We start from the raw sequence: 23,971 nt of genomic DNA on the forward strand, positions 1-23,971 counted from the left end.
TGCATGCATGACCTTACAATAAAGAAGATTTTAAATAATAATGTTATCATTGCTTCTCATCCAGAGCATGAAGAAGTAGTTGTAATTGCAAAAGGAATCGGATTCGGTAGAAGAGTGAATGAACTGTTACCTGAAGATCGTGCTGAAAAAATGTTTGTATTGACAAATGAACGTGAAAGAGAACAATACAAAATGCTTATTCCACATGTTAGTGAAAGACTTATTGAAATTATGAATGATGTAATGCTGCTCATTCAAGAAAAGATTGCTGCCCCTTTAGATGAGCACATTCATATCGCACTTACTGATCATATTGCATTCGCGATACGGAGATTAAAGCAAGGATTTGCTATTGAAAATCCATTTTTATTAGAAACGAAAGCACTATATCCGAAAGAATATAACGTTGCATCTGAAGTATTGGATTTAATTAATACACGTCTTCAAATTAAATTGCCTGAAGGAGAAATTGGATTTATTGCCTTGCATATTTATAGTTCAGTAACTGATTCTGAACTTTCATCCGTTAATCAAAATTCTCTCCTTATCGCAGATCTCGTTACGTTAATTGAGGAACAATTAGATTTAGAACTAGATAAAGAAAGTATTCATTACCTACGTCTCGTTCGTCATCTAAACTATGCTATTGAACGGGTAAGAAGCGGAGAGAAAGTAGACGAACCAAGTAGATTTGCAGAAATATTAAAGGATGAATACCCAACCGCATATAACTTAGCGTGGAAGCAAATTAAGGTGATGCAAAATAGACTACAAAAGCCCGTGTATAATGCAGAAATTGTGTACTTAACGATGCATCTGCAGCGACTCGTTCAGAGCAAAAAAGATGAGTCGGAATTATCAAAATAAGTCCAAATTGAAAACGTTTTATAAAATGGTTGAATCGCTTACATCCGGTGTGTATAATAACGGTATAGAAAGTTCTTCACTTTCGACGAGCTTTGCAAAACGGAAAAAGAAACCGCTTGCTTAGCAGTACAAGTTGAATAGTGCACTTATAATATTTACGATTTGACACGTGTTACTGATTCGATCAGGCATGAGTGTTGAAGAGGTAAGAATGATAGCAAGATAAAGGGTTATACTACCCCTTGACGGCTATTTTCTATCTCTTCCACTCATGCCTTTTTGCATTTGTCGAAAGAAAGAATGAAACTAAAAAGGAGGAAGATTTCATATGTTTAAAAAGCTATTTGGTGTGCTTCAAAAAGTTGGTAAAGCGTTAATGCTTCCAGTAGCGATCTTACCAGCTGCAGGGTTATTGCTTGCGTTTGGTAATGCATTTCAAAACCCAGCACTTACGGATCGAATTCCAGCTTTAAAGGTAGACTGGTTTACATTAGTAGCAAAAGTTATGGAACAATCTGGTAGTGTTGTTTTCTCGAACCTCTCTTTATTATTTGCAGTCGGGGTTGCAGTTGGTTTAGCAGGAGGAGAAGGCGTAGCTGCACTTGCAGCATTAGTAGGTTACCTTATCATGAATCAAACGATGAGCGTGGCACTAAATGTTGGAGCTAAGGTTGCTCTTCTAAGCGACAAAATGCCATTGAACTTTGGATTTAAAGATCCAGCCTATGCGTATGTTTTAGGTATTCCAACCTTACAAACCGGGGTATTTGGCGGGATTATAGTCGGTATTCTTGCAGCATACTGTTACAATAAATACTTCAATATTAATTTACCAACTTATTTAGGATTCTTTGCAGGAAAGCGTTTCGTTCCTATCGCAACAGCAGCATTCGCATTAATTCTTGGATTAGTAATGTGCTTTGTATGGCCGCCAATCCAATATGGATTAAACTCATTTTCGCATAACATGATTGATGCAAACAGAACACTAGCGGCATTTATATTCGGAGTTATTGAACGTTCATTGATTCCATTTGGATTACATCACATTTTCTATGCTCCGTTCTGGTTTGAATTTGGCTCTTATACAGATAAATTAGGTAACATCGTACACGGTGACCAAAAAATCTTCTTTGCTCAAATTAAAGATGGTGCTCCATTAACAGCTGGTACATTCATGACAGGTAAATTCCCATTCATGATGTTTGGTCTTCCAGCAGCAGCGCTTGCTATGTATCACGAAGCTCGTCCTGAAAACAAAGTATATGCTGCTGGTATCCTTGGTTCCGCTGCATTAACATCTTTCTTAACAGGTATTACAGAACCAATTGAATTCTCATTCTTATTTGTAGCACCAGTATTATTCGGAGTTCATGCAATCTTTGCAGGTTTGTCTTTTATGACTATGCATATACTAGGCGTTAAAATCGGTATGACGTTCTCAGGTGGTTTAATTGACTTCTTACTATTCGGTGTTCTTCCAGGCCGTACTGCATGGTGGTGGGTCATTGTTGTAGGTATAGTATTCGCGTTTATTTACTACTTCGGATTCCGCTTTATTATTCGTAAATGGGATCTTAAAACGCCAGGTCGTGAAGATGCAGAAGAACAATCTGAAGGTGGAACTACAGAAGCTGGAGAACTTCCACATGCAATTCTTGCAGCACTCGGTGGAAAAGAAAATATTGCTCATTTAGATGCATGTATCACACGTTTACGTGTACAAGTGAACGAACAAGACCAAGTTGATAAAAATCGTTTGAAAAAATTAGGTGCTGCAGGTGTACTTGAAGTAGGAAATAACATTCAAGCCATTTTTGGTCCTAAATCAGATATAATCAAAACGCAAATGCAAGATATTATGAAAGGCCGTACGCCTCAAGTAGTGAAAGAAGTTGCTCCTACTAAAACGGTGAATACGAATGTAGTTGAAGAACTTATTGCTCCTATGCATGGGAAATTACTTCCAATTACAGAAGTGCCGGACCAAGTATTCTCAGGAAAAATGATGGGTGATGGATTTGCGATTGAGCCGACTGAAGGTACGATTGTTTCTCCAGTAAACGGTGAAATCGTAAATGTTTTCCCTACAAAGCATGCAATTGGTATTCTTTCTGAAGGTGGAAAAGAAATCTTGATCCACATTGGTATCGATACAGTAAAATTGAATGGTGAAGGCTTTGAACTTCTCGTAGCACAAGGCGATAAAGTAACACAAGGTCAAGCATTATTGAAAGTAGATCTTGATTTCGTTAAGAAAAATGCGCCTTCTATCATTTCACCAGTTGTCTTTACTAACTTACAAGAGGGACAACAAGTTATTCTTAAAAAGCAAGGTTCTGTAGTAAAAGGTGAAAAGGGTGCCATAACGATTAAGTAATACGACTTAAAATGTTCATAATATAGAATGGGTAAGGTAGTTGACGCTATCTTACCCATTCTATACAATGTTTTACGTGTAGTACGTATTTCTATGCAAAATACTATTGATTGTTAAAGGGGACTACGATTATGGAAAAATTATTTAAAGTAACGAGTGAATCTGGTATACATGCTCGTCCAGCTACTTTGTTAGTAAATGCTGCTAGTAAATTCAACTCCGAAATAAATTTAGCATATTCTGGTAAAACTGTGAACTTGAAATCGATTATGGGTGTAATGTCTTTGGGTATTCAAGAAGGTTCAGAAATTAAAATTACTGCAAATGGTGATGATGCGGATCAAGCACTAGCAGCAATTGAAGAAACATTGAAAAAAGAAGGTCTAGGAGAATAATGGCTCTAACAATTAAAGGGATTGCCGCATCAAGCGGAATTGCAATTGCTAAAGCGTTCCGTTTAGAAAATCCTGATCTTACTATTGAAAGAAAAGCTATTACTGATGCAGATAGTGAAATCGCTCGTTTGGATGCAGCTCTTGCTAAGTCCAAAGATGAACTTACTTCTATTAAGGATGTTGCATTTAAAGAACTAGGTGCCGATAAAGCCGCTATCTTTGAAGCGCATTTGTTAGTATTAAATGATCCTGAACTTGTTAATCCTGTTAAAGAAAAGATTACGAATGAAGGAACTAACGCTGAGTTTGCAATGAATGAAGTAGCTACCATGTTCGTTAGTCTATTTGAAGGAATGGACAATGAATATATGAAAGAGCGGGCTGCTGATATTCGCGACGTAACAAAACGTGTACTTGCACATTTACTAGGTGTTCAATTTTCAAATCCTAGTACGATTTCTGAAGAAGTGATTATCATCGCAGAAGATTTAACACCCTCTGACACAGCACAACTTAATCGCAAGTATGCATTAGGGTTCACTACTAATATTGGTGGTCGTACATCTCACTCTGCAATTATGGCTCGTTCTCTTGAAATTCCTGCTGTTGTTGGTTCAAAAGTAGTTATGGAGGAAATTCAAAACGGTGATCTAGTCATTGTTGATGGTTTAGATGGTGAAGTAATCGTTAATCCTTCTGAAGATATTCTTCGTTCTTATCAAGACAAGAAGGAAAAGTTTGAAGAACAAAAAACTGTTTGGGCACAGCTAAAGGATGAGCCTACTTATACAAGTGATGGCCACCAAGTTGAACTTGTTGCAAACATTGGTACTCCTAAAGATGTAGTTGGCGTGAAAAATAATGGTGGTGAAGGCGTCGGCTTGTATCGTACTGAATTTTTGTATATGGGACGTGACTCTTTCCCTACTGAAGATGAGCAATTTGAAGCATATAAAACGGTATTAGAAAATATGGAGGGAAAACCTGTAGTCGTTCGTACACTGGATATCGGCGGTGACAAGGAACTTTCTTATTTACAATTGCCGAAGGAAATGAATCCGTTTTTAGGATACCGTGCCATTCGTCTATGCTTAGATGATCAAGCTATTTTCCGTACACAGCTTCGTGCCTTGCTTCGTGCTAGTGTCTATGGCAACTTGAAAATTATGTTCCCAATGATTGCGACATTAGATGAATTCCGCCAAGCAAAGAGCGTATTATTGGAAGAAAAAGCGAAACTTATTGCAGAAGGTGTATCGGTTTCTGAAACAATCGAAATTGGTATGATGGTTGAAATTCCGGCATCAGCAGTTCTTGCTGATCAATTTGCGAAGGAAGTAGATTTCTTCTCTGTTGGAACAAATGATCTAATCCAATACACAATGGCAGCAGATCGTATGAATGAACAAGTATCTTATTTGTATCAACCATACAATCCCTCTATTTTACGTCTTGTGAAAATGGTCATTGATGCAGCACACAAAGAAGGAAAATGGGCTGGTATGTGTGGTGAAATGGCTGGAGATGCCCTTGCCATTCCGTTATTGATTGGATTAGGATTAGACGAATTTAGTATGAGTGCAACATCTGTATTGCCGGCCCGTACTCAAATTCGTAAACTTTCAAAAACAGCAATGGAAGAACTTGCAACAAAGGCGCTTACTATGTCTACAGCTAGTGAAGTTGTCGAACTTGTGAAATCCATTTCATAAAAGAAAAAGCTAGCTATACATACAATAGCTAGCTTTTTCTAATATGCTCACTTTTAAATTTTTTCTATTTACGTGAATGGGTTTATTCCGCTATATGCGGGCAAGTAAGACCCTGACTTCATGGTTTTAGAAAATCGGAAAAGGCTAAGTGGGGATAAGGTTGCCTGTAAAAGTTCAGGTTGTACTTTGCTAACGTAGAGGATGAAGAAAACCCACACTAATGGAAGTTTCATTTTATAAAAACTTGACATTTTATATTCTTTTTTATATGATTCGTTCATAAGTTTAAGCAAACGAAAGGATGAATTTAAATGGGGCAAACAGCCATTGATACATTTCGAGTGTGTATTCCTCTTTTTCAAGCATTGAGCGATCCAGCACGTCAAGATATCATTTTATTGCTAGCTGAACACGAGGCACTAACTGTTAATGAAATAACCGAGAATGCTACATTATCTCGTCCTGCTATATCTCACCATTTAAAGATACTACGGGATAATCATCTCGTCTCTATTAAGCAACGTGGAACTCAGCGATACTATTCTCTTGAAATAGAGGAATCCGTCATGATGTTAAAAACATTAATAGCTACCGTTGAAGAAACGTGTATATGAGCTGAAATGTTTTACACTATGATAACAGCTATATCTTCTAGACGAATCCGTAATAATCCTGGTTTCGGAATTGAGCCACCAGAAAATAATGCAATGTTTCCAGTCATTCCTTCGTATTGCACCATACTAAAAGATTTATGAACATTTCGTATGAAAATTTGCGTGATGATACTTCCAGGGGACAATCCGTGTAGCAATTCTTCCTGTTTACGTTCAACTGGATGATTTATGTTATAGTGTTCTTCATATCTGTTCATCCAAAACATTGCCTATCTCTCTCCTCTATTCATGTAGTTTTTTATTCTGAATAAACCTAGAAAGTGTAAGTAAGAAATAATAGTATTTTCTATATTCAATCTAACTTCGTTACTGTTACTGTATTCAAAGCAAGGTATGGTTTGAATAGGCGTTTTGCGGAGAATGAAAAATAAACAGGTATCTATGAAATAGATGCCTGTTTATTTTTCTTTCGTTTTATAATATACGATAAAATAAACCGGTATTGCTAAAAGAAATGGGAGAAGAGAATGTAGAATTCTTTCTACTACTCCATTCTGAATGAGCGGCTCTTTTGCTAATTGTAATATGGAAATATTGAAAATGTCCCCGGTTAAGTAAAGAAGCAAAACGGTTACAAGATAGCAGAGCACCGCCATAAAGCTTCCATGTACTTTCAAACATACTCCTCCATCTATCTATAGTTTGTGTTTATTCTAGCATAAGTGTAGCAAAAAATACATGATATATCTGAATGAATCGACTACAAAGCCATTTTTCTCATTGTTACAGTATCGATTTAAGAAGATATTTTGTTATACTATTAGAAATAGTATAACAATAGGTAAGATGTTTTAAAAAGGAGAGAATATTATATGAATGAATCAAAAGTTGTTGGATTTATTGGAACGGGAGTTATGGGAAAAAGTATGGTCCGCCATTTACTACAAGGTGGTTATTCCGTTCATATATACAATCGTACGAAAGCAAAGGCTGCTGATTTAATAGAAGAAGGAGCTATTTGGGAAGAGAGTCCCCGAGAAATCGCAAAAAAGGCAAGTGTTGTAATGACAATGGTTGGCTATCCTTATGACGTGGAGGAGGTCTATCTTGGTGAAGAAGGTCTCGTAGAGAATGCGAAGGAAGGAACTATATTTATCGATTTTACTACCTCAACTCCGACACTTGCAAAGCGTATCTATGAAGAAACGAAGAAAAGAAATATGCATAGTATTGATGCACCAGTCTCTGGTGGGGATATTGGTGCAAAGGAAGCGAAACTTGCTATTATGGTTGGCGGGGATGAGGAAGTTTTTCAGGCTTGTTTGCCTATGTTAAACTTGCTAGGAAAAAATATTATATTGCAAGGTCCTGCAGGGAGTGGTCAGCATACAAAAATGTGTAACCAAATTGCTATAGCCTCCAACATGATTGGGGTATGTGAAGCAATCGCATATGCTCAAAAGTCCGGACTTGAACCGAAAAGGGTTTTAGAGAGTATTGCGTCAGGTGCAGCTGGTAGTTTTTCGTTAAGTAACTTAGCTCCCCGTATGATAGAAGGAAACTTCGATCCTGGATTTTATATTAAACATTTTATTAAAGATATGAAAATTGCTTTAGAAGAAGCAGAAGCGATGAAACTAGAAGTACCTGGTTTATCCTTAGCGAAACAAATGTATGAGGAATTAGCAAAACAAGGTGAAGAAAATAATGGAACACAGGCCCTTATTAAACGTTATATATAAGGGTAAGGCAATAAATAATTTATCTATAGGATATGAAAACAGTCCTCCAAACGTTTGGAGGACTGTTTGTATTGATAGCATAAAAAGATTGTATAAATCTATGTGATTATAGCCGTGCTTTGACACGTTGCTCTTTTGTGAATGGTTCAACATCATCAAGTTCTGTAGTGGTAGCGGGTACACGATTTTTAATAATCAATATGGTAAACAACAATGAAACAGGAATAGCTAAATAATAGCTTAATATGGCAGCGCTTACAACTGAAGCGATAAAACCGAACATTCCTAATTCTAATTTATCCCGTATCGCTCCTATTACAGCGGGTACTATACCACAAATCATACCGATTATGACTGTGCTTATTAAATAGTACATTCGATCATCTCCTTTTTGTAGAAACCTAAAAAAAGAAAATATGGATTAAAATAACTTTATCTACTTCCATTATATACACGTTGCACCGAAAATGTTCATAAATATTTCACAAATTTGTGCTTTTTTAGTCAAAACAAAAAGGAGGATTAGGCTGATACCAGAAAATGAGGATGAAAATAAGGTTATAAACAGAAAAAAGGTGATACAAATCAGTGTTTGCACCACCTTTAACCATGTGAAAATCATTCCAATCTTTTTTTACTTTCTCTGGATTGCTTCATCTTTATTAAAAATATGTAACGCTTCAATTCGTTTGACTGCTTCTTGTAAACGATCTTCACTATGAAGCAAACCGACGCGGACAAATCCTTCTCCGTATTCCCCAAATCCGATTCCTGGTGCAACAGCCACATATGCTTTTTCTAGCAATACATCTGCAAAGGTTTGAGAAGTATATCCTTCTGGTACGGATAGCCATGCGAAAAAGGAGCCCTCAGGAGCTGTAACTTTCCATCCTATGTCGTGACAAGCAGATATGAAGGCTTGTCGACGTGATGCATACATGGCAACAAGCTCTCTAACAGATGCTTGCTCATGGAGCAATGCTTGCTTTGCTGCTTCTTGGATTGCACCGAAAACACTGACATACATATGGTCTTGTATTAACTGAATTGCTTCAATGACGCTAGCATTACCTACTGCAAAGGCAATTCTCCAGCCTGCCATATTAAATGTTTTGGACATCGTATAGATTTCAATTCCAATATCTTTTGCACCGTTTGTTTGTAAAAAACTCATTGGTTTGTTTTGAAATCCGATAGCACCATAGGCAAAATCATGGCAAACAAGAATGTGATGCTGCTTTGCAAAAGCAACTGTTTCATCAAAAAATTCCTTTGTTGCAACTGCTCCCGTTGGATTATTTGGATAATTTAAAAACATTAGTTTTGCCTTTGTAGCGGTTTGTTCAGAAATTGCTGTGTAATCGGGTAAGTACTGATTACTTGCTAAAAGTGGCATCATTTCCATTTTTGCCTTTGCCAAAGCAACTCCAGACCAGTAGTCTGGGTAACCAGGATCAGGGACGAGAATCGTATCACCTGGCTCAGTAAAGCAAAGAGGTAACTCGACAAGTCCTGTTTTTCCTCCAAAAAGAACAGCAATCTCTGTTTCGGGATTCAGTGATACACCGTATTCTTTTTCATAGAATAGGGCAACCGCTTCTTTTAAAGAAGAATGACCACGAAATGGAGGATATTTATGGTGAAGCGGGTCACTTGCAGCGGATTGCAAGGTCTGCACTATAGAAAGAGGTGTAGGCTGATCTGGATTTCCCTGTCCAAGATTAATGACATCATGGCCTTTCGCAATGCTTGCATTTACTTTTTGAACGAGTGAGGCAAAAAACTGCGTTGGTAATTCTGATAGTGTTTGTGAAGGTTTGAAATATTCCATCTTTTGCACCTCTTCTAAAAATTGTTGCAATTCTAGTGACCAATAATATATCGTTATTAGTAGTTTGTAAAGTATATTTTTATGAAGGGGGAGTAAATCATGAAGGTTGCATGCTTACAACTGGATATTTGTTTTGGGGATGTTGGGGCAAATGTAGATTATGCCGAAAAAGAGATAGAACATGTTATGGAGGAGGAACGTCCAGATGTCGTGTTGTTACCAGAATTATGGACAACTGGTTATGATTTAGAACGTTTGAATGTGCTTGCTGATGAAGATGGAGCGGTTTCTAAACGTATATTAAGTGATTGGGCAAAGCGTTTTGAAGTGAATATAGTTGGCGGTAGTATTGCAAAGCAAACGGGTGAGCTTGTTACGAATACGATGTATACTTTTAATAAAAAAGGCGAACAAATTGGTGAATATAGCAAAGTACATTTGTTTAAGCTCATGAATGAGCATAAATTTTTGTCATCGGGTAATGAAAAGGGAGATTTCCTGTTGGATTCCACCCCATGTGCAGGGCTAATCTGCTATGATATTCGTTTTCCCGAGTGGGTACGTACTCATACTGCGCAAGGAGTAGAAGTATTATTTATTGTAGCAGAATGGCCGTTGTCACGACTCGCTCATTGGCGCATCTTACTACAAGCACGTGCGATTGAAAATCAATGCTTCGTGGTTGCATGTAATCGAAGTGGTAACGATACTAGTACGACGTATGCAGGACATTCCATGGTGATAGATCCGTGGGGAGAGATTATAGCTGAGGCCGGGGAAAAAGCTGAAAATTTAATCGCTACATTTGATGTAGAAAAAATAGTGCGAGTACGAAACAAAATTCCAGTGTTTGAGGATCGTCGGCCAGATTTATACAAGTAAAATGGAAGAAAATCAGGCTAGCCTTCATAGGATAAGGACTAGTCTGATTCGCTTTTCTTACTTTTTGATTTTGTTTATAAGACTCATAATTAAGTATCCTATGAAACCAGCAACTATTAGAAATATGATGAGCTTAAATGCAGCGCCTGTTAGTCCTATGATAATTTTTAGAAGTAGCACTGCAAGTAATCCTACAATGATATAATATAGAATTTTCATTTTTTCTCTCCTCACAGTAAGTTGTCTTTCATTCAACTTCTACTATAGCATCTTCTCTTTTTATAATGAAAAAAAGATAGGGGAGACCGAAAAGCGTATACCCATTTTATTCCTTTCTACTTTATTTATAAGTGAGGGGAAGGAGGGAGACATGTGGAGGAATGGGTGCCACTAATTGCAAATGTTGGATTTCCAATTGTCGTTACACTTTATTTATTACACAGGGTCGAAACGAAGCTTGATGCGGTTGTGTTAGCAATTGAGAAGCTTTCACAACAATTAAACCAGAAAATGGAACAGTAGGAGGAATAGGCGCTGGTACTCGCGCCAGTGCCTATTTCTTTATACAACTACGCTATCCGAAAAGTAACGGGCTTTGGGAAGCTATAAATCGTTGCTCTTCTGTAAGTAAATGTTGTCGCTGGTCCGTATGCGGTAGGGAAGGAACAACCGGGTGCATTAAATTTTTAGGACTCGGGTGATGCTGAGAGCCAGTATTGGAATGAGGATCTACATTGGTAAGCACTCCATTCTTTCGCTGGGTGAGTAAAATATGACCGATTTCATGTGCAAGAGTTAGTTTGTTGGAAACAGAGGCTGCGGTATTTGTTATGAATATATGTCCTTTCCAAAGTAATCCAGATGCTTCAGAATACGCACAACCGATTACATGAGGTTCTTTGAAATAATTACCACCAACGTAGGTAATATATAAACTTGCGCTTGGACATGCCAATTTGTAATTTTCAAGTAAGCGCCAAACTTTTGGTTGTTGTCGAAACGGAGTAGAGTAACTAATTTCTTGGTCGTGGAAGCGGAATGTTTGGTCTAGTATAATAATTTTTTTGATATGAAAAGAGATTGGATACCAAATGTCATGAGATAGGAACAAGTCTCGTTGGATACGGTTGTTATCTACATTGGCACCTGGTGCAACATTTATACATACATGCAAATAGGCCATGTGTGACACCTCTATCTAGAATTACAGCATTATATGTACAGGTAATAAGGTTTGCCTGTACATATTGAAACATTGTGAGGCTTTTTTCAATAATTGTTCAAAAAAAAGCCACCTTCGTAGGTGGATCAATTGAAAATCATTTTAGTATCCAGTGCGGCTAGAATCTTGCGGGATAAAGGTACGTAATGTTTTAACGTCATTTTTCGTACGAATCGCTTCAGGAGATGGATTAGCGTTTGATAATAGCGGAGGCAACTGCGAATCTGGTTTTCCTAGTAAACGGTTAAGATTCTGAAGCATATGCATGAACTGTTCATCTGTTATGGTACGGCTTGTATGCCAATAGCAAGCCATTGTGTAGGCAACTGGACTCATATCTATTTGAACGTCTACGTTTACATTAGAATTTCCACTATTCGTAATGCTTGCATAGTTACGCATCCTTTATTCCTCCTTATGGCAAAAAAATACTACTATTTTAGATTTTTAAAACGTATCATTTCTTCTATTATTGCTTGTTCTTTTATTATTGTTTGATCTTTTATTATTGTTGGAATTATTCGCTAACAAATTATTGATTGCTGTTTTATTTAACTCCTTGCTTACCTCTAATAGAGGTTGAAGCATATTAAGCAGTGCTTGTGCGTCAACATTAGCATCTTGCGAACGTTCGTTTCTTGTAATAGTGGCTTGATCTGCATTTGACCGTGAATTCGTATCTGCATTTAACGTTACGCTTGAATTTCCGCTGTTTGTTATTTGGGCAGAATTTGTATGAGTTCCAATTTCTCCACTTAACACATTATCTGAAGCACCCGCTACGTCTGATGTGGGTTGAATTGCTCTTTGTTGTAACAAATCCTGTAAGCTACGAAATGACATAGTACTCTCTCCTTTATATTTCTCATAGAATGTTTACAGGATACTGTATGCAAGAAGATGTAAAAAAGCATGGACAAATACACTAGGACAAACGTTTATTTTTGTACGGGCTTAAAAAATTCTAGTTAAATAGAGAATGTTTCCTTTCGTTCAATAAACGTTCGAATTTAAAACTGGAATCTCCTTCCTTATGTTGTATAGTGAAAGTAGAAGGGAGATGAAGGTATGTATACAATTAAAGTTTTATCTAACCGAGAAACTGTTTATCAATTAGCTAGCTATATTCGTTCTGTTAAGGGAGTTAAGGATGTTTACGTAGAAGTAGGTAAACAAGGAAGTGAACATCAACAAGGTAAATTTTCACTTCAGTTTTCCATTGAAACTGAAAATGTACAGCCGACTCTCCAAGAAATAGCTCGTTTGGTTAAATTATCCCGGTTTACATATGTACAGTATCATGATAATGATATGGAAGAGGCATTTGAGGCCATAAAACTTGAAAGTATTGAACTGTAGTAGAATTGAACGATAATATTTATCTTAATGAATAAAGGGCTCTCTAAATCTTGAGAGCCCTTTATTCATGATATGAATTGTTTTGCTCAATTTAAGGATGTAATTTTTTATACAGGAAGTAGGACCAAATATACGGTACAATTACACATAAGAAAATGGCACTACTAAGTAAATAGACTTTAAAGGCGCCAGGAACAAATGCTGCAAGTATGAATATTATCCCCGCAATAACAAACATTTTTGCGCCTAAATGCTGTGTGTCCTTCCAAACCGTTTCATCTTGAAGTGCCCATGGTGTTCGAATTCCAATGAAATAATTTGAACTGATACGTGGCATATAATTTCCGATAATAATGAACAAAACCCCGATTAAAACTGGAACTACCATTTCCATTCTAACATTTATTCCTAGACCTGCGACAAGGGTAATAGCATGTATAAAAAGTAAAATAGTGAGGATACTATTAATAATAATGATGTAGGAATCTTTAAACTGGTTATAATTATTTTTTCTTGGATCAATTATCGGTAGTAGGATAAGTAAGACGTAAGCCGCGATAATAATACTCGGGAATATAATAACAGATTCTAGCTTACTGCCATATCGATCGATTGTTCCATTAAAATCCCAATGTACAGGAACGCGCTCAGGTAGATACAGATATCCTAACATGCTAAAACCAATACTAAGTAAAGTAATGAATAGTGTAAAGCTACGGTTTTTCATCATTCCTCACCTTATTTCTCCTTTTTAGTAGAAATATTCTGTTGTTTGTTAATACATAAAATGACCACGGCGCTCATCGTAAATTAGATAGCGCTTTAAATGCTTGATTCGTTTAGTTAGCTAATTGTCTAACCATCTAAAATATACAAAGAAGCTAAACAAAAGAATAGATGATTTTTTGGTGAAAAATGAAAAGTTTGTGAATGTACTTCTTATCTTTACTTAAAATACCTTTCTATCTCTAGTAATGGCATGGAGGGAATATGAAATTCTTTCTTTTTTATTTCGAATTCTTCCTTTGTAAAGGGACCTATTCGTTTATTATGAATCATATCTATTATCCAAACGTGTATTCGATTGTCATTAGAAATGCTAGCATCAGGATGATTCAGTACTACCGGCTTTGGAATCTGTGTGGCAATAATATAATTTTCATTCCATGCTAAGTGGGTGACATCCGATGGAATGGATTGAGAAGCATGGGTATTTTCATCTTTTGAAACAATTTTCGTTTCGCCTGAAGAATGAAGCAAAACATAATCTTTTCCAATTTCGAAAATAGTGTGGGATTGTTGCCTTGTACATCCTATAAGAAATAAACAAGTTATAGCATAAAATAGAACGAAGTATCTCATGGTAACCCTCCGGATGTTTGAACCTAATATATGTTCGCTAGTTAGAGTTAGAATACCCATTTTTTTCTGATTTAACTCATTATTCAGTTTTCTAAAAGTACTAATTTCAAGGTGGAAATATATAAATTATAGGTAGAAAATGATATGTAAAAGGGGTATGAGCATTTCATTTACAAGTTTAAATGTACATGGTACGATGAACATCGTAAATAGGAAAGAAAGGTAGAATGCCTAATGAAATTAAAAATGCATAACCCAACCATCGTTATGAACCGGGTAGGAGCAACATTATTGGATATGTTTATTATCTCTGTAGTATACGGAGTAATAGTGGCGATATCGACAGGAAATTATAAGGCTATTTTCGACCGCTTTGATGTGAGCTTTGGTGATTATCGCTTTGATTTAACTCTTATATTTGTCCTTATGTTTATCTATTATGTGTTCGTACCATTGTTTTGGAATGGTTTGACGGTAGGGAAAAAAATAACAAGAGTACGTATCATCAAAACAAATGGAGAATCTCTTGATTTTATTACACTATTTGTACGTTTTCTTATTCTAATAGTTCCCACTTTATTTCTACTAGGCATACCAGCTATAGTTACCATATACATGATGCTCTTCCGTAAAGATAATCGTGGTTATCATGATCTTGTAGCTAGAACAAAGGTAAAAAGCCCATTGTAAAACCTTTTTCTTATCGTAAAATTTAGAAGGAGTTTCTGTAAAGGTCAGTTACCTTTTTACAGAAACTTCTTTTTACATAGAATTGAAAGTATGCTCACAAAAGGGGGAGATAAGGTTTGAAAGAATGGTTAACGATATTTGATGATGATAAGACAGTGATTGGACGCAAACTACGTGATGATGTACATAGAGATGGAGACTGGCATGAAACGTTTCATTGTTGGATTATAGAGAAACACGAATCATCTTCATTTGTCTATTTTCAAAAGCGTTCAAAGGATAAAAAGGATTTTCCAGGATTGTTCGATATTACAGCAGCTGGGCATATACAGGATGGTGAACTTGTTTTAGTTGGTGGTATACGTGAAATTTATGAAGAACTTGGAATTACTGTATCGTCTGAATCACTTCATTATTGTGGATATGTGAAAGGTAAGTATGAAAAGGGAGATTTTATCGATTGCGAATTTAGTCACGTCTATTTTTATATCGTAGAGGATGTGCCCCCTTTTGTGTTAGGTGATGAGGTGGAAGATATAATTAAGATGGGTGTGGAAAATCTACAAGATGTAATGGATGGAAAGCGTATCTTTGTACAATCTCAATTTTCTAAGGAGTCTACCTATGTTACATTTGATGATTTTTGTCCTCATGGCTTGGCATACTATGAATATCTTTTGCATGAAATAAAGCAATTAAAGCGATGATTGTCTTGGGTTTTATGTAAAAATTGTATAATAAGGTGTATATGAAAGGAATTTTAAGTAGTCAACAGCGGATGTTTTACATAAAAACAAGAAAGAATGTATATAAATTAATAGTTTTTTGTAGTTTTCTGAAAATTTTTTTAATTTTTTATAAAAATTTGTTCATATTCTTGTTATAATAGATATTATATAGGACTGGCATCTCCTATATGAGTACCCTCCATGGAAAGGCACGCATCGGTAGGCGTGCCTTCTTTTTAATGTAATCAGATTTTAATAGGTATTTATAATATATTTACTAATGGTGTAGCATGGGAAGTTTGCTTTTTTTCGACTTTATTGTGAACAAATATAGAGTACAAACGGATACTGTTTATAGCGTTAATCGTGTCACCAGTATAATCATAAGGTTTTCAGTCATTTTCAGGTTCAGTTACCTTTTTTCACGAGGATGGTCCGTATGAGGAAACGATTCCTTCACTCTTGCTGATATAATAAGAGAAGGAGTATACTGTTCAACGGGAAGACTACAAAAAGGGGCAGTGGAAGATGAAGCTAGCGGGTAAAGTTGTAGTAGTGACTGGTGGAGGCGTCGGTATCGGCCGGAAAACAGCCTTACTACTAGCCAGAGAAGGTGCAAAAGTAGCGGTGACTGATATAGACGAAAATAATGGTCAAGCTACTGTTGATGACATTTTAAACTTTCATGGAGAAGCTATCTTTGTTGTTCATGATGTGAATGATCAAGATGAATGGAATCGAGTCGTAAAGGAAGTGCTTCATGAATACAGTCATATTGATCTGCTATTTAACAATGCAGGATTATACCAAATTCAATGTGGCAATCAATATGAAGAACAATGGGTAAACTCTATAGCAAATACAATACGAGCTATTTGTAAAGAGGTAAAGTCCGTAAGTACTTCCGTTATGACACAATCAAGCATAGCATCCATGGATATTCCGTCATTTGGAATGCTAGGATTTTCGGGAGCATGGTCTGTAACGAATTCAATCTTGTAACTTGCAGCGAATAAAAAATATGTAACTCCCGGATAGCATGTTAATCTAAAATCTAACAGTGGAAATATGTGTTATTTCCACTGTTGGAGCCTTCTTTGCAACCTATTAGCTTCTATTTTTATATACGAGAAAGTAAGCGTTACCAAAAGAAGGATAAATGGAGAGAGCAATTCTCCATTTATCCTTCTTTTATTAAAAATTGTTCAAGACGATCACAGGCTTCTTTTAATTCCTCCATGCTGTATGCGTAGGATAAACGTAAGTAACCTTCCCCATATTGGGAAAATGCACTACCGGGAACGAGGGCAATTTTAGCTTCTTTTACGAGCTGTAAAGCAAAATCAAACGAACTCTTTCCTAAATTTCCTATGTATGGGAATAAGTAAAATGCACCGTGTGGGAGCACGACTTGTAATCCCATGTTTATCAGACGGTTATATACATAATCGCGTCTTTCTTTATATTGTTTACGCATCATGAACGGTGCATCCTTTGCTTTGCTAAGTGCTTCTATAGCAGCGTACTGAGAGATGGACGATGCACATGTTACATTATATTGATGAACTTTAATTATTTGTTTTGTCAAATAACGGGGGGCAAATAAGAATCCAATTCTCCATCCCGTCATTGCATGAGATTTAGATAATCCGTTTATGACAATGGTTTTATTTCGCATGTTTGGAAATTGAACAATTGATTCGTGCTTTTCATCATAGACAAGTTCGCTATAAATTTCGTCTGAGAGAACAAAGATGTCTTTATCCTTTAGTACAGTTGCAAGATCCTCTAATTCGTTATGGCTTAATGTAACACCGGTTGGATTAGATGGGTAGGGAAGCACTACGCAGCGAGTCCGGTCGGTTATGGCCGCTTCTAAAGCATCCTTGGTAAGTTTGAAATTTGTTTCTCGTACATCTACCAACACGGGCGTAGCTCCGCATAACCGTATAATGGGTTCATAACCAGGATAAATTGGAGCGGGTAGTATTACTTCTGCGCCAGGTTCCAGTATGGTCCGAAAAGCGATATCTATTGCTTCGCTTGCCCCGATTGTGACAATTACTTCATCATTTGGATCATATTCTTGATTGTAACGATCGTTGACAAATTTACTTGCTGCCCGTCGCGTCTCTAGCAAACCAGCATTAGGAGTATAACCGGTAATATTTTCTGAAATAGCGCGTATGCCAGCTTCTTTAACCTGAGATGGTGTGGGAAAATCAGGTTGACCAATTGTTAAGGAAACAAGATCGTCGTATTCTTGAATCATATTAAAAAATTGGCGTATGCCGGAAATTTGAATATCCTTAACGAGTGGGTTTAACAAATGTTCCATATGAATCTTCCTTTCAAATAAACATGTTAATTTATTTTAACATACTATCTCCTACCGTTGTTTTATAATCATGATGTTTCGCAGTCTATAGAATAGAATGCCGCTAGAATCTATCATTCATGTTTAAAATAATCAGAAATGTAAATATTTTGACAAAAATTACTTATAGAAATGATATAATGATTAAAATGTGGTATAGGGAGTGGAATCATTTGGAACAGGTTCGTGATCTATTGATACAAATAGCATGTATCATTTTACCGTTATTTTTATATGAAATGATTCGTTTGAATCGATACTATGTATCAACTCCCAATCCTAGTCGATATGTTACATCTGCCCTTTTTTCTATTATTGTAATGTTAAGTATGTCGTATCCGGTCAATCTGGGAGACGGAATTGCATATTCGTTTCACGATATTCCCATCATAGCTGTCTTTTTGTATTACGGTTCATTAGGCATCTTACCTGCAATTATTTCAGTTTTATATAATGTGATTTTAAGTGGCCCCAGTGGCTTTGTAACCGATTTGCTCGAAACGATTTTCCTTTCTTCCATTCCTTTTGTTCTTTCTAAGCAATGGAAAAAGTACAGCAAAAACAAAAAAATAGTAATATCATTTCTCCTTGCTTCTTTTTATGCATTGATTCACCTAATCGTTAATATTCAGTCTGTCAGTATCCACATAGGAATCCCTCGGTTATATGCATTGTTCTCTGTAGCAGGAATAATAATGGCTGTTACGATGACATTCCATGTGTATGTAACAGAATATTTAAATGATAATGCGATGGTACGAAATGAAATGTTAAAATCAGAAAAACTGAATATTATTAGTGAATTAGCGGCTTCAGTTGCACATGAAGTGAGAAATCCATTGACTGTCGTTCGTGGCTTTCTTCAGCTGTTAGAAGGGTCGGAGACGAATAAGAATAAAGAATATATGCAGCTGGTTCTTACAGAATTGGATCGAGCTGAGGGAATCATATCTGATTATTTAAATTTAGCTAGACCACAGATTGAAGAGAAAATACCAATATTATTATCCTCACAGCTGAATGAAATGACTTCGCTCATGTCATCATTTGCTGCAATGAAAGGTGTATTCTTACAGGTAAAGATTGAAGAAAATTTGTATACCATTGGTGATAAAGCAAAATTAAAACAAGCAATCATGAATATTGTGAAAAATGGAATAGAAGCTATTCAGCAAAAACAAGGATATTTAAAAATACATGCATACATGGAAGACAACGAGATTGTGATTGTTGTGAAGGATAGCGGAGTAGGTATGACGAAGGAACAGCTTGCTCGTCTAGGACAGCCCTATTATTCACTCAAGGAAAAAGGAACTGGATTAGGGCTAATGGTAACATTTAGCATCATACAAGCACATAATGGAGATATTACATACAAGAGTGAGCTAGGAAATGGGACAGAAGCTATGATTCGACTGCCGGTTTGGAAGGGGAAAATATAAAAAGTTACCGTTGAATCGGTAACTTTTATGCACTGCTATGATTGAGTTCGTTCGGGTTTTAAGCGAGAAAACAACGTACGTAATGATTTTACTACATTGTTTTCTTGGGAAGCAGCGATCATTCGCTTCGTTTCCTGCATCTCTCGTATGAGAAGCATAAGCTGTTCATCGCGACTTGCATCTTTTTTGTATACTTGATTTATGACTTTATTCATTTTTTCCTCTTGCTTTGCGTCTTTCTTATACATATGACTCATTAAATGGTTTAGCTTATTTTCTTGTTTTGCTTCACTTTTTTGCACATGGCCGACTAGGTCTAGTAAAATCTCCTCCTGTTGTGTTTCGCTCACATATACTTGTTGCATGAGATCATCTAGCTTTTCATCCTTTTGTCTATTTTGGGTAATGAGAGTAGAGTTTTGATGGATAATTGCTTCGTTCAGTTGGGCAAGAGTATCAAGCTTATGCATAAATTCTTCAAACTTTTTATTTTGTTCCTGAATGGTAGTCGTCACATCTCTCGCTGTCTGTTCCTTTTCCTGAACGGAACCTCTTGATTTATGAATAAGAGCCTCATTTTGTAAATCTTTAAGGGTTTGAACTACTGCATCGTTTATATCAACGTGATGCATGGCAACTCTCTCATGAATTCCTTTCAATAGTCGAATATCATCTAACTTAAAGCAACGAGCACCGGAGGCTTTCCCGATATCGTAGCCGCTTAGTTCTAAAGTTTGACTATATTTGCGTATTAGGTTGCCAGGTATGCCTGTCTTACTGGCTACATCCTTTGTTTTATAGGTTTCCATCATGTTTTGATCTCCCCTCTAAAGTAATCATATAAAACAAATTCCACTTTTTTTCCATTCTACCTTTGAAAGAATATGTCGGAATGTCTTAAGCTTTCTACAAGACTCGCTTTGAAACGCTATAGATTGACGAACTATGATATTGTTAGAATTTTAAATGGTATAATACAGTGAAATAAACTCGTAACAGGGGGATTATTGGATGAAAAAATGGGTCATTATTTTTGTAGCAATTATACTAGTGCTACAAGGATGTGCAACGAAAACTAGTACGAAAGTAAGTGATGTTACGCTTCAGTTTCCTTCTGATCGATATCCTGAAACAGGAAATCATATTAAGGAGGCTATTGCAAATGGGCATTCAGCAATATGTACGATAGATAGAAATGGGGTGGATGAGCGAAGAAAACAATCTCTAGCTAATACACCAACAAAGAAAAATTTTGACCGGGACGAGTGGCCAATGGCTATGTGTAAAGAAGGAGGAACAGGGGCGGATATCCGTTACATTAAGCCGAGCGACAATCGAGGTGCTGGATCCTGGATTGGAAATCAACTAGATAATTATCCGAACGGCACACGAGTTGCATTTACTGTCAAATAAGGAGGATGCTATGAAGGGATTAACTATTTCGTATAATCAGCTATTTGTTACAAATGAAAATATACAAGTGCGAGATATTATTTGGACTGACGCAGATTTACAAAACGGATACGTTACGTTTCAAGGTGGAATCGTTTTTGAGGCACAAAGTAATTACTCTTGTGAAATTTCGGTTATAATAGGCAAATTTGTGCCAAAGAAAGAAGCACTTCGTACTGTGACAGTCCCGTTCCGAATAATGGAAAATAGTGTTGCTGTTTATAGTGTCTTATCAGAAAAATTTTCGTTTCCAGTACCAAATGGTTTATACACATTATCCGTGCAAGCTTTGCCAATGCAAAAACCAACTGATGATGAGCTATATAGGATATGTTACGAACTTTACTTTACTGCATCATATATGGTGTAGAATCGTATAAACAGTTTACACGTATCATGCATTCTCAATTGTTAATTGAAGCTAAATTAACTATTAAGTATTGATGAAAAGATAGAAATGTAGGAATCATCCCTGTATACTTATTAATATACTGTTATTCCCATTTGTTCTAGATTAGTGCCATTATATTCCATCTTATTAAGTATTATAAACGTCCATGTCTTTTTAAGCATTTCAACTTAAAAACAAGATAACTTGAAATTGTGGAGGTGCTCTCAGCTTGATTATACAAACTAGCATGAAAAGCAATTCACCGTCAATAGAGGTTGTAATACGAATAAGAAATCGAGCGATAGATCAATTGTTTACATCTCATTTAACCTATGCAGTTGGAGATGTCGTCGATATAGTAATAGATGTTACGAATAACAGCGAGGAAGAAATAACCCATTTATTCATTAGTCATATGTTACGGGACGCAGTAATGTATGTACCTAATTCTCTTAAAACCGAATTGGGAACAGCCGATTTGCTGTTTCGAATTATGCGTTGGAGAATTGTAACTTTGAAATCAGGAGAACTTGCTGCACTAACATTTCAAGTAAAAGTAGGTAATGAGAGCAGCAATGCAAGCATCCCTTTCAGTGCAAGTTACACGTATCAAAGGCAAAATGTAAGCTATGGAACATATGAGGCTATTGGTGCAAGTATGGAGAAAAGGAACCTGTAGAAGGTTCCTTAATGAAGATTGTGCTTTTTTAATAATTTTTTTTGTTCGATTCCTTTCTTCCCAATATAATTGTTTTTATAGCCAAAGTAGAGAATATATAGAAAAGATACAACGTTGGCAATGGCATCAACTTGTGCATTTGTAAAAATAGAAATACCAAATGATTGTAGAAGCAGTTTTAGTGAAAGCAATAATCCTGTTATATACCGAGCTATGTCAGATGAGTTTTGTATGATGGATGCCCCCTAACATTTTTATTTTTCATTATATACATATGAGGTACGATTAAAAATGGAACAAGTTTTTATAAAAAATAAATATCCACTAGCATATTTAATAGTAGAGGGATAAAATGAATACTGTTATTTTATTTCGTATAAATTAGGTAGTATGACCACCCACCATAGGAAGTTTTTGGTGATAGGATTGTTATTGTAAGGAAGTGAAAAATTATAGATGTTATTAGTTGAAAAAATGTGAATTTGACCGATAACATGGAATTTATTATGTAATGAAAAGTTCATGGTATGACAATTGATAGTAAGGATTGGTGACTGAAAGTGTTTAAATATAAAATTATGGGGATTGCAGTAACCATGCTTGTTTTATCAGGTTGCGTAGGTTTGAAGTCAGAACAAGAACTGTATACTATTTTTGAAAAGGCAGCAATTCAAGAAAAGGCAATGTTTCAACAAACAGCTACATTTGATTCTCTTGGTCAGAAGGATAAAGAGCTATATTCGAAAATATTACAGCAAGGAAAAGATTCCAATGCATCTGTGCAGCCGATGATTAGTGAGGCTTTACAAATTTTGGATCAACGACAAAAAACATTAGATACCGAAAAAGATATGTTGAACAATGCTCAAAAAGAAATGAAGGATGCTGATTCTAAAACGAACAAGATTGAAAATGGGAAACTAAAAGATCAAGCGAAACAAATTGAAAAGTTATATAAAGATCGCTATGACTCTTTCATGCAAATGTATGATTCTTATAAAAAGGCAATACAGTCAGAAAAAGAGTTATACAATATGCTTCAAACGAAGGATGAAAAGTTGAAATCTATTAATGATAAAGTAAAAGAGACAAACGGTTTATATAAAGATGCGGAAGATAAGATTGATCAGTTTAATAATGCTACAAAAGATTATAATAAAGAAAAGGTAGACTTTTATCAAGCTGCAAATATAAAGGTAAAATAAAATGTTATCATGAGGATAGGCATACCATTTCAGAGCGTAATTTCATGAAATGATGAATAAAAGAGGGGACCAAATTGGATATGTATTGGTCTCCTCTTTTAATATGAATCCTACTAATATTGTAGCATGTATTATTTTCTTGTATAGGAACGCTGGTACCAAGGTTTGGGTTGTAAGATTTTCTTTTCTTGTTCAAACGCTTCTGTGCCAATATATTGTTGAAGTAGTTTTTTTGCTAAAGAAAGCGACATATGTGTTTTAGGATTTCGATACGCTTGATTGAGTTCGCCAAGATGGGGAAGCTTTTGGAAGTCATCTTTGGAAGGCGGAATGTGAAAATAATAATCGCCAGCTTGTACTAGTACATCTGATTGTTGTTTGCTAAATTTAGGATTTTTTGAGAAATGCAGTCCTTCTTTTTTAGCCTTTCCCTCTTGAATTAATTTTTCTATTGCTCTTTTCTTCAGCCAGTATAAATATTTTGGATCTGTTGCTGATTTTGCATGGCGATTTACAGTGAATATCGCTTGTGGGAGCTGCTCGGCTGATGGAGCGGGCTGTGAGTGAGAAGAATGTGACATCATATATACCCTGTCCTCCTTTCCTTTCTACCTTATCATGTGAGGTCCTTTGTTTGCAAG

The 23,971-nt window shown here is 36.0% G+C and carries 30 protein-coding genes; 17 read left to right on the plus strand and 13 right to left on the minus strand.

Features of this window, described 5'->3' with window-relative positions:
* The first annotated feature begins 3 nt into the window (after positions 1 to 3).
* The 5 genes from glcT to ACAN53_RS02835 all read left to right on the plus strand — a co-directional run bounded on the left by glcT (position 4) and on the right by ACAN53_RS02835 (position 5,968).
* Positions 4 to 867, plus strand: coding sequence for a glucose PTS transporter transcription antiterminator GlcT (gene glcT, locus ACAN53_RS02815; protein ID WP_379966709.1), 864 nt, complete (start codon positions 4 to 6; stop codon positions 865 to 867).
* 328 nt (positions 868 to 1,195) lie between these two features.
* Positions 1,196 to 3,247, plus strand: a complete 2,052-nt coding sequence (gene ptsG / locus ACAN53_RS02820) for a glucose-specific PTS transporter subunit IIBC (RefSeq protein ID WP_379966712.1) — start codon at positions 1,196 to 1,198, stop codon at positions 3,245 to 3,247.
* A gap of 131 nt (positions 3,248 to 3,378) precedes the next feature.
* On the plus strand, positions 3,379 to 3,642 hold the full coding sequence (locus tag ACAN53_RS02825; RefSeq protein WP_379966715.1) for a phosphocarrier protein HPr: 264 nt from the start codon (positions 3,379 to 3,381) through the stop codon (positions 3,640 to 3,642).
* Complete coding sequence (gene ptsP, locus ACAN53_RS02830) at positions 3,642 to 5,354, plus strand: phosphoenolpyruvate--protein phosphotransferase (RefSeq protein ID WP_379966718.1); 1,713 nt, start codon at positions 3,642 to 3,644, stop codon at positions 5,352 to 5,354. The genes ACAN53_RS02825 and ptsP overlap by 1 nt, the downstream gene beginning before the upstream one ends.
* A 311-nt stretch (positions 5,355 to 5,665) precedes the next feature.
* Positions 5,666 to 5,968, plus strand: a complete 303-nt coding sequence (locus ACAN53_RS02835; protein WP_379966721.1) for an ArsR/SmtB family transcription factor — start codon at positions 5,666 to 5,668, stop codon at positions 5,966 to 5,968.
* An 11-nt stretch (positions 5,969 to 5,979) separates the two neighbouring features.
* On the opposite strand, the gene ACAN53_RS02840 is transcribed toward ACAN53_RS02835, so the two are convergent.
* Positions 5,980 to 6,234, minus strand: coding sequence for a hypothetical protein (locus ACAN53_RS02840; protein ID WP_379966724.1), 255 nt, complete (start codon positions 6,232 to 6,234; stop codon positions 5,980 to 5,982).
* Positions 6,235 to 6,426: 192 nt separating this feature from the next.
* Entirely contained in the window at positions 6,427 to 6,645 is a 219-nt protein-coding gene (locus tag ACAN53_RS02845) for a hypothetical protein (protein ID WP_379966727.1), read from the minus strand.
* Positions 6,646 to 6,840: 195 nt separating this feature from the next.
* On the opposite strand from ACAN53_RS02845, the gene ACAN53_RS02850 reads away from it, so the two are divergent.
* A complete protein-coding gene (locus ACAN53_RS02850) occupies positions 6,841 to 7,710 on the plus strand; it encodes an NAD(P)-dependent oxidoreductase (RefSeq protein ID WP_379966730.1) in 870 nt (289 codons plus the stop codon).
* Between the two features lie 106 nt (positions 7,711 to 7,816).
* Here ACAN53_RS02850 and ACAN53_RS02855 read toward each other — a convergent pair whose 3' ends face one another.
* Positions 7,817 to 8,086, minus strand: coding sequence for a hypothetical protein (locus ACAN53_RS02855; RefSeq protein ID WP_379966733.1), 270 nt, complete (start codon positions 8,084 to 8,086; stop codon positions 7,817 to 7,819).
* A gap of 258 nt (positions 8,087 to 8,344) precedes the next feature.
* The gene (locus tag ACAN53_RS02860; protein WP_379966736.1) at positions 8,345 to 9,541 is read right to left on the minus strand and encodes a pyridoxal phosphate-dependent aminotransferase; all 1,197 of its coding nucleotides are present in this window, start codon (positions 9,539 to 9,541) and stop codon (positions 8,345 to 8,347) included.
* Positions 9,542 to 9,640: 99 nt separating this feature from the next.
* Here ACAN53_RS02860 and ACAN53_RS02865 point away from each other — a divergent pair, with 99 nt between their 5' ends.
* Together ACAN53_RS02865 and ACAN53_RS02870 are read left to right on the plus strand one after the other, a co-directional pair.
* A complete protein-coding gene (locus ACAN53_RS02865; protein ID WP_379966739.1) occupies positions 9,641 to 10,423 on the plus strand; it encodes a carbon-nitrogen family hydrolase in 783 nt (260 codons plus the stop codon).
* 372 nt (positions 10,424 to 10,795) lie between these two features.
* Positions 10,796 to 10,945, plus strand: coding sequence for a YvrJ family protein (locus ACAN53_RS02870; protein WP_379966742.1), 150 nt, complete (start codon positions 10,796 to 10,798; stop codon positions 10,943 to 10,945).
* Positions 10,946 to 10,997: 52 nt separating this feature from the next.
* Here the strand turns inward: ACAN53_RS02870 and ACAN53_RS02875 are convergent, their stop codons facing one another.
* The 3 genes from ACAN53_RS02875 to ACAN53_RS02885 all read right to left on the minus strand — a co-directional run bounded on the left by ACAN53_RS02875 (position 10,998) and on the right by ACAN53_RS02885 (position 12,488).
* A complete protein-coding gene (locus ACAN53_RS02875; protein ID WP_379966745.1) occupies positions 10,998 to 11,606 on the minus strand; it encodes a DUF955 domain-containing protein in 609 nt (202 codons plus the stop codon).
* Positions 11,607 to 11,747: 141 nt separating this feature from the next.
* Complete coding sequence (locus ACAN53_RS02880) at positions 11,748 to 12,047, minus strand: hypothetical protein (RefSeq protein WP_379966748.1); 300 nt, start codon at positions 12,045 to 12,047, stop codon at positions 11,748 to 11,750.
* 45 nt (positions 12,048 to 12,092) lie between these two features.
* On the minus strand, positions 12,093 to 12,488 hold the full coding sequence (locus ACAN53_RS02885) for a hypothetical protein (protein WP_379966751.1): 396 nt from the start codon (positions 12,486 to 12,488) through the stop codon (positions 12,093 to 12,095).
* A 225-nt stretch (positions 12,489 to 12,713) separates the two neighbouring features.
* On the opposite strand from ACAN53_RS02885, the gene ACAN53_RS02890 reads away from it, so the two are divergent.
* A complete protein-coding gene (locus ACAN53_RS02890) occupies positions 12,714 to 13,004 on the plus strand; it encodes a DUF3928 family protein (RefSeq protein WP_379966754.1) in 291 nt (96 codons plus the stop codon).
* Between the two features lie 91 nt (positions 13,005 to 13,095).
* On the opposite strand, the gene ACAN53_RS02895 is transcribed toward ACAN53_RS02890, so the two are convergent.
* Both ACAN53_RS02895 and ACAN53_RS02900 read right to left on the minus strand, forming a co-directional pair.
* Positions 13,096 to 13,734: an SdpI family protein gene (locus tag ACAN53_RS02895; protein ID WP_379966757.1), complete on the minus strand. Its 639-nt coding sequence runs from the start codon at positions 13,732 to 13,734 to the stop codon at positions 13,096 to 13,098.
* Positions 13,735 to 13,949: 215 nt separating this feature from the next.
* Positions 13,950 to 14,366 carry a DUF3997 domain-containing protein gene (locus ACAN53_RS02900; RefSeq protein ID WP_379966760.1) on the minus strand — a complete coding sequence of 139 codons (417 nt, stop codon included), beginning with the start codon at positions 14,364 to 14,366 and terminating at the stop codon, positions 13,950 to 13,952.
* A gap of 234 nt (positions 14,367 to 14,600) precedes the next feature.
* Here ACAN53_RS02900 and ACAN53_RS02905 point away from each other — a divergent pair, with 234 nt between their 5' ends.
* The 3 genes from ACAN53_RS02905 (at position 14,601) to ACAN53_RS02915 (ending at position 16,786) form a co-directional block, all read left to right on the plus strand.
* A complete protein-coding gene (locus ACAN53_RS02905) occupies positions 14,601 to 15,056 on the plus strand; it encodes an RDD family protein (protein ID WP_379966763.1) in 456 nt (151 codons plus the stop codon).
* Positions 15,057 to 15,172: 116 nt separating this feature from the next.
* Positions 15,173 to 15,763: an NUDIX hydrolase gene (locus tag ACAN53_RS02910; protein WP_379966766.1), complete on the plus strand. Its 591-nt coding sequence runs from the start codon at positions 15,173 to 15,175 to the stop codon at positions 15,761 to 15,763.
* Between the two features lie 549 nt (positions 15,764 to 16,312).
* Positions 16,313 to 16,786, plus strand: coding sequence for an SDR family NAD(P)-dependent oxidoreductase (locus ACAN53_RS02915; protein ID WP_379966769.1), 474 nt, complete (start codon positions 16,313 to 16,315; stop codon positions 16,784 to 16,786).
* 178 nt (positions 16,787 to 16,964) lie between these two features.
* Here the strand turns inward: ACAN53_RS02915 and ACAN53_RS02920 are convergent, their stop codons facing one another.
* Positions 16,965 to 18,122, minus strand: a complete 1,158-nt coding sequence (locus ACAN53_RS02920) for an aminotransferase A (protein ID WP_379966772.1) — start codon at positions 18,120 to 18,122, stop codon at positions 16,965 to 16,967.
* 212 nt (positions 18,123 to 18,334) lie between these two features.
* Between ACAN53_RS02920 and ACAN53_RS02925 the strand changes: the two genes are divergently transcribed.
* Entirely contained in the window at positions 18,335 to 19,603 is a 1,269-nt protein-coding gene (locus ACAN53_RS02925) for an ATP-binding protein (RefSeq protein WP_379966775.1), read from the plus strand.
* A gap of 35 nt (positions 19,604 to 19,638) precedes the next feature.
* On the opposite strand, the gene ACAN53_RS02930 is transcribed toward ACAN53_RS02925, so the two are convergent.
* On the minus strand, positions 19,639 to 20,415 hold the full coding sequence (locus ACAN53_RS02930) for a DUF3967 domain-containing protein (protein WP_379966778.1): 777 nt from the start codon (positions 20,413 to 20,415) through the stop codon (positions 19,639 to 19,641).
* A gap of 199 nt (positions 20,416 to 20,614) precedes the next feature.
* On the opposite strand from ACAN53_RS02930, the gene ACAN53_RS02935 reads away from it, so the two are divergent.
* From ACAN53_RS02935 to ACAN53_RS02945, 3 genes are all read left to right on the plus strand, one after another.
* Positions 20,615 to 21,016 (plus strand): NucA/NucB deoxyribonuclease domain-containing protein, encoded by a 402-nt coding sequence (locus ACAN53_RS02935; protein ID WP_379966781.1) that lies wholly within the window; start codon positions 20,615 to 20,617, stop codon positions 21,014 to 21,016.
* A 10-nt stretch (positions 21,017 to 21,026) separates the two neighbouring features.
* Positions 21,027 to 21,425 (plus strand): competence protein ComJ, encoded by a 399-nt coding sequence (comJ, locus tag ACAN53_RS02940; RefSeq protein WP_379966784.1) that lies wholly within the window; start codon positions 21,027 to 21,029, stop codon positions 21,423 to 21,425.
* Positions 21,426 to 21,675: 250 nt separating this feature from the next.
* Positions 21,676 to 22,125 (plus strand): hypothetical protein, encoded by a 450-nt coding sequence (locus ACAN53_RS02945; RefSeq protein ID WP_379966787.1) that lies wholly within the window; start codon positions 21,676 to 21,678, stop codon positions 22,123 to 22,125.
* Positions 22,126 to 22,133: 8 nt separating this feature from the next.
* Here ACAN53_RS02945 and ACAN53_RS02950 read toward each other — a convergent pair whose 3' ends face one another.
* Positions 22,134 to 22,361: a phage holin gene (locus ACAN53_RS02950; protein ID WP_379970236.1), complete on the minus strand. Its 228-nt coding sequence runs from the start codon at positions 22,359 to 22,361 to the stop codon at positions 22,134 to 22,136.
* A gap of 324 nt (positions 22,362 to 22,685) precedes the next feature.
* On the opposite strand from ACAN53_RS02950, the gene ACAN53_RS02955 reads away from it, so the two are divergent.
* Entirely contained in the window at positions 22,686 to 23,330 is a 645-nt protein-coding gene (locus ACAN53_RS02955; RefSeq protein ID WP_379966790.1) for a YkyA family protein, read from the plus strand.
* A 131-nt stretch (positions 23,331 to 23,461) separates the two neighbouring features.
* Here ACAN53_RS02955 and ACAN53_RS02960 read toward each other — a convergent pair whose 3' ends face one another.
* The gene (locus ACAN53_RS02960) at positions 23,462 to 23,914 is read right to left on the minus strand and encodes a YkyB family protein (protein ID WP_379966793.1); all 453 of its coding nucleotides are present in this window, start codon (positions 23,912 to 23,914) and stop codon (positions 23,462 to 23,464) included.
* Positions 23,915 to 23,971 lie beyond the last annotated feature (57 nt).

It is taken from the genome of Ectobacillus soli (genome assembly GCF_042610425.1).
Taxonomy (GTDB): domain Bacteria; phylum Bacillota; class Bacilli; order Bacillales; family Bacillaceae_G; genus Ectobacillus.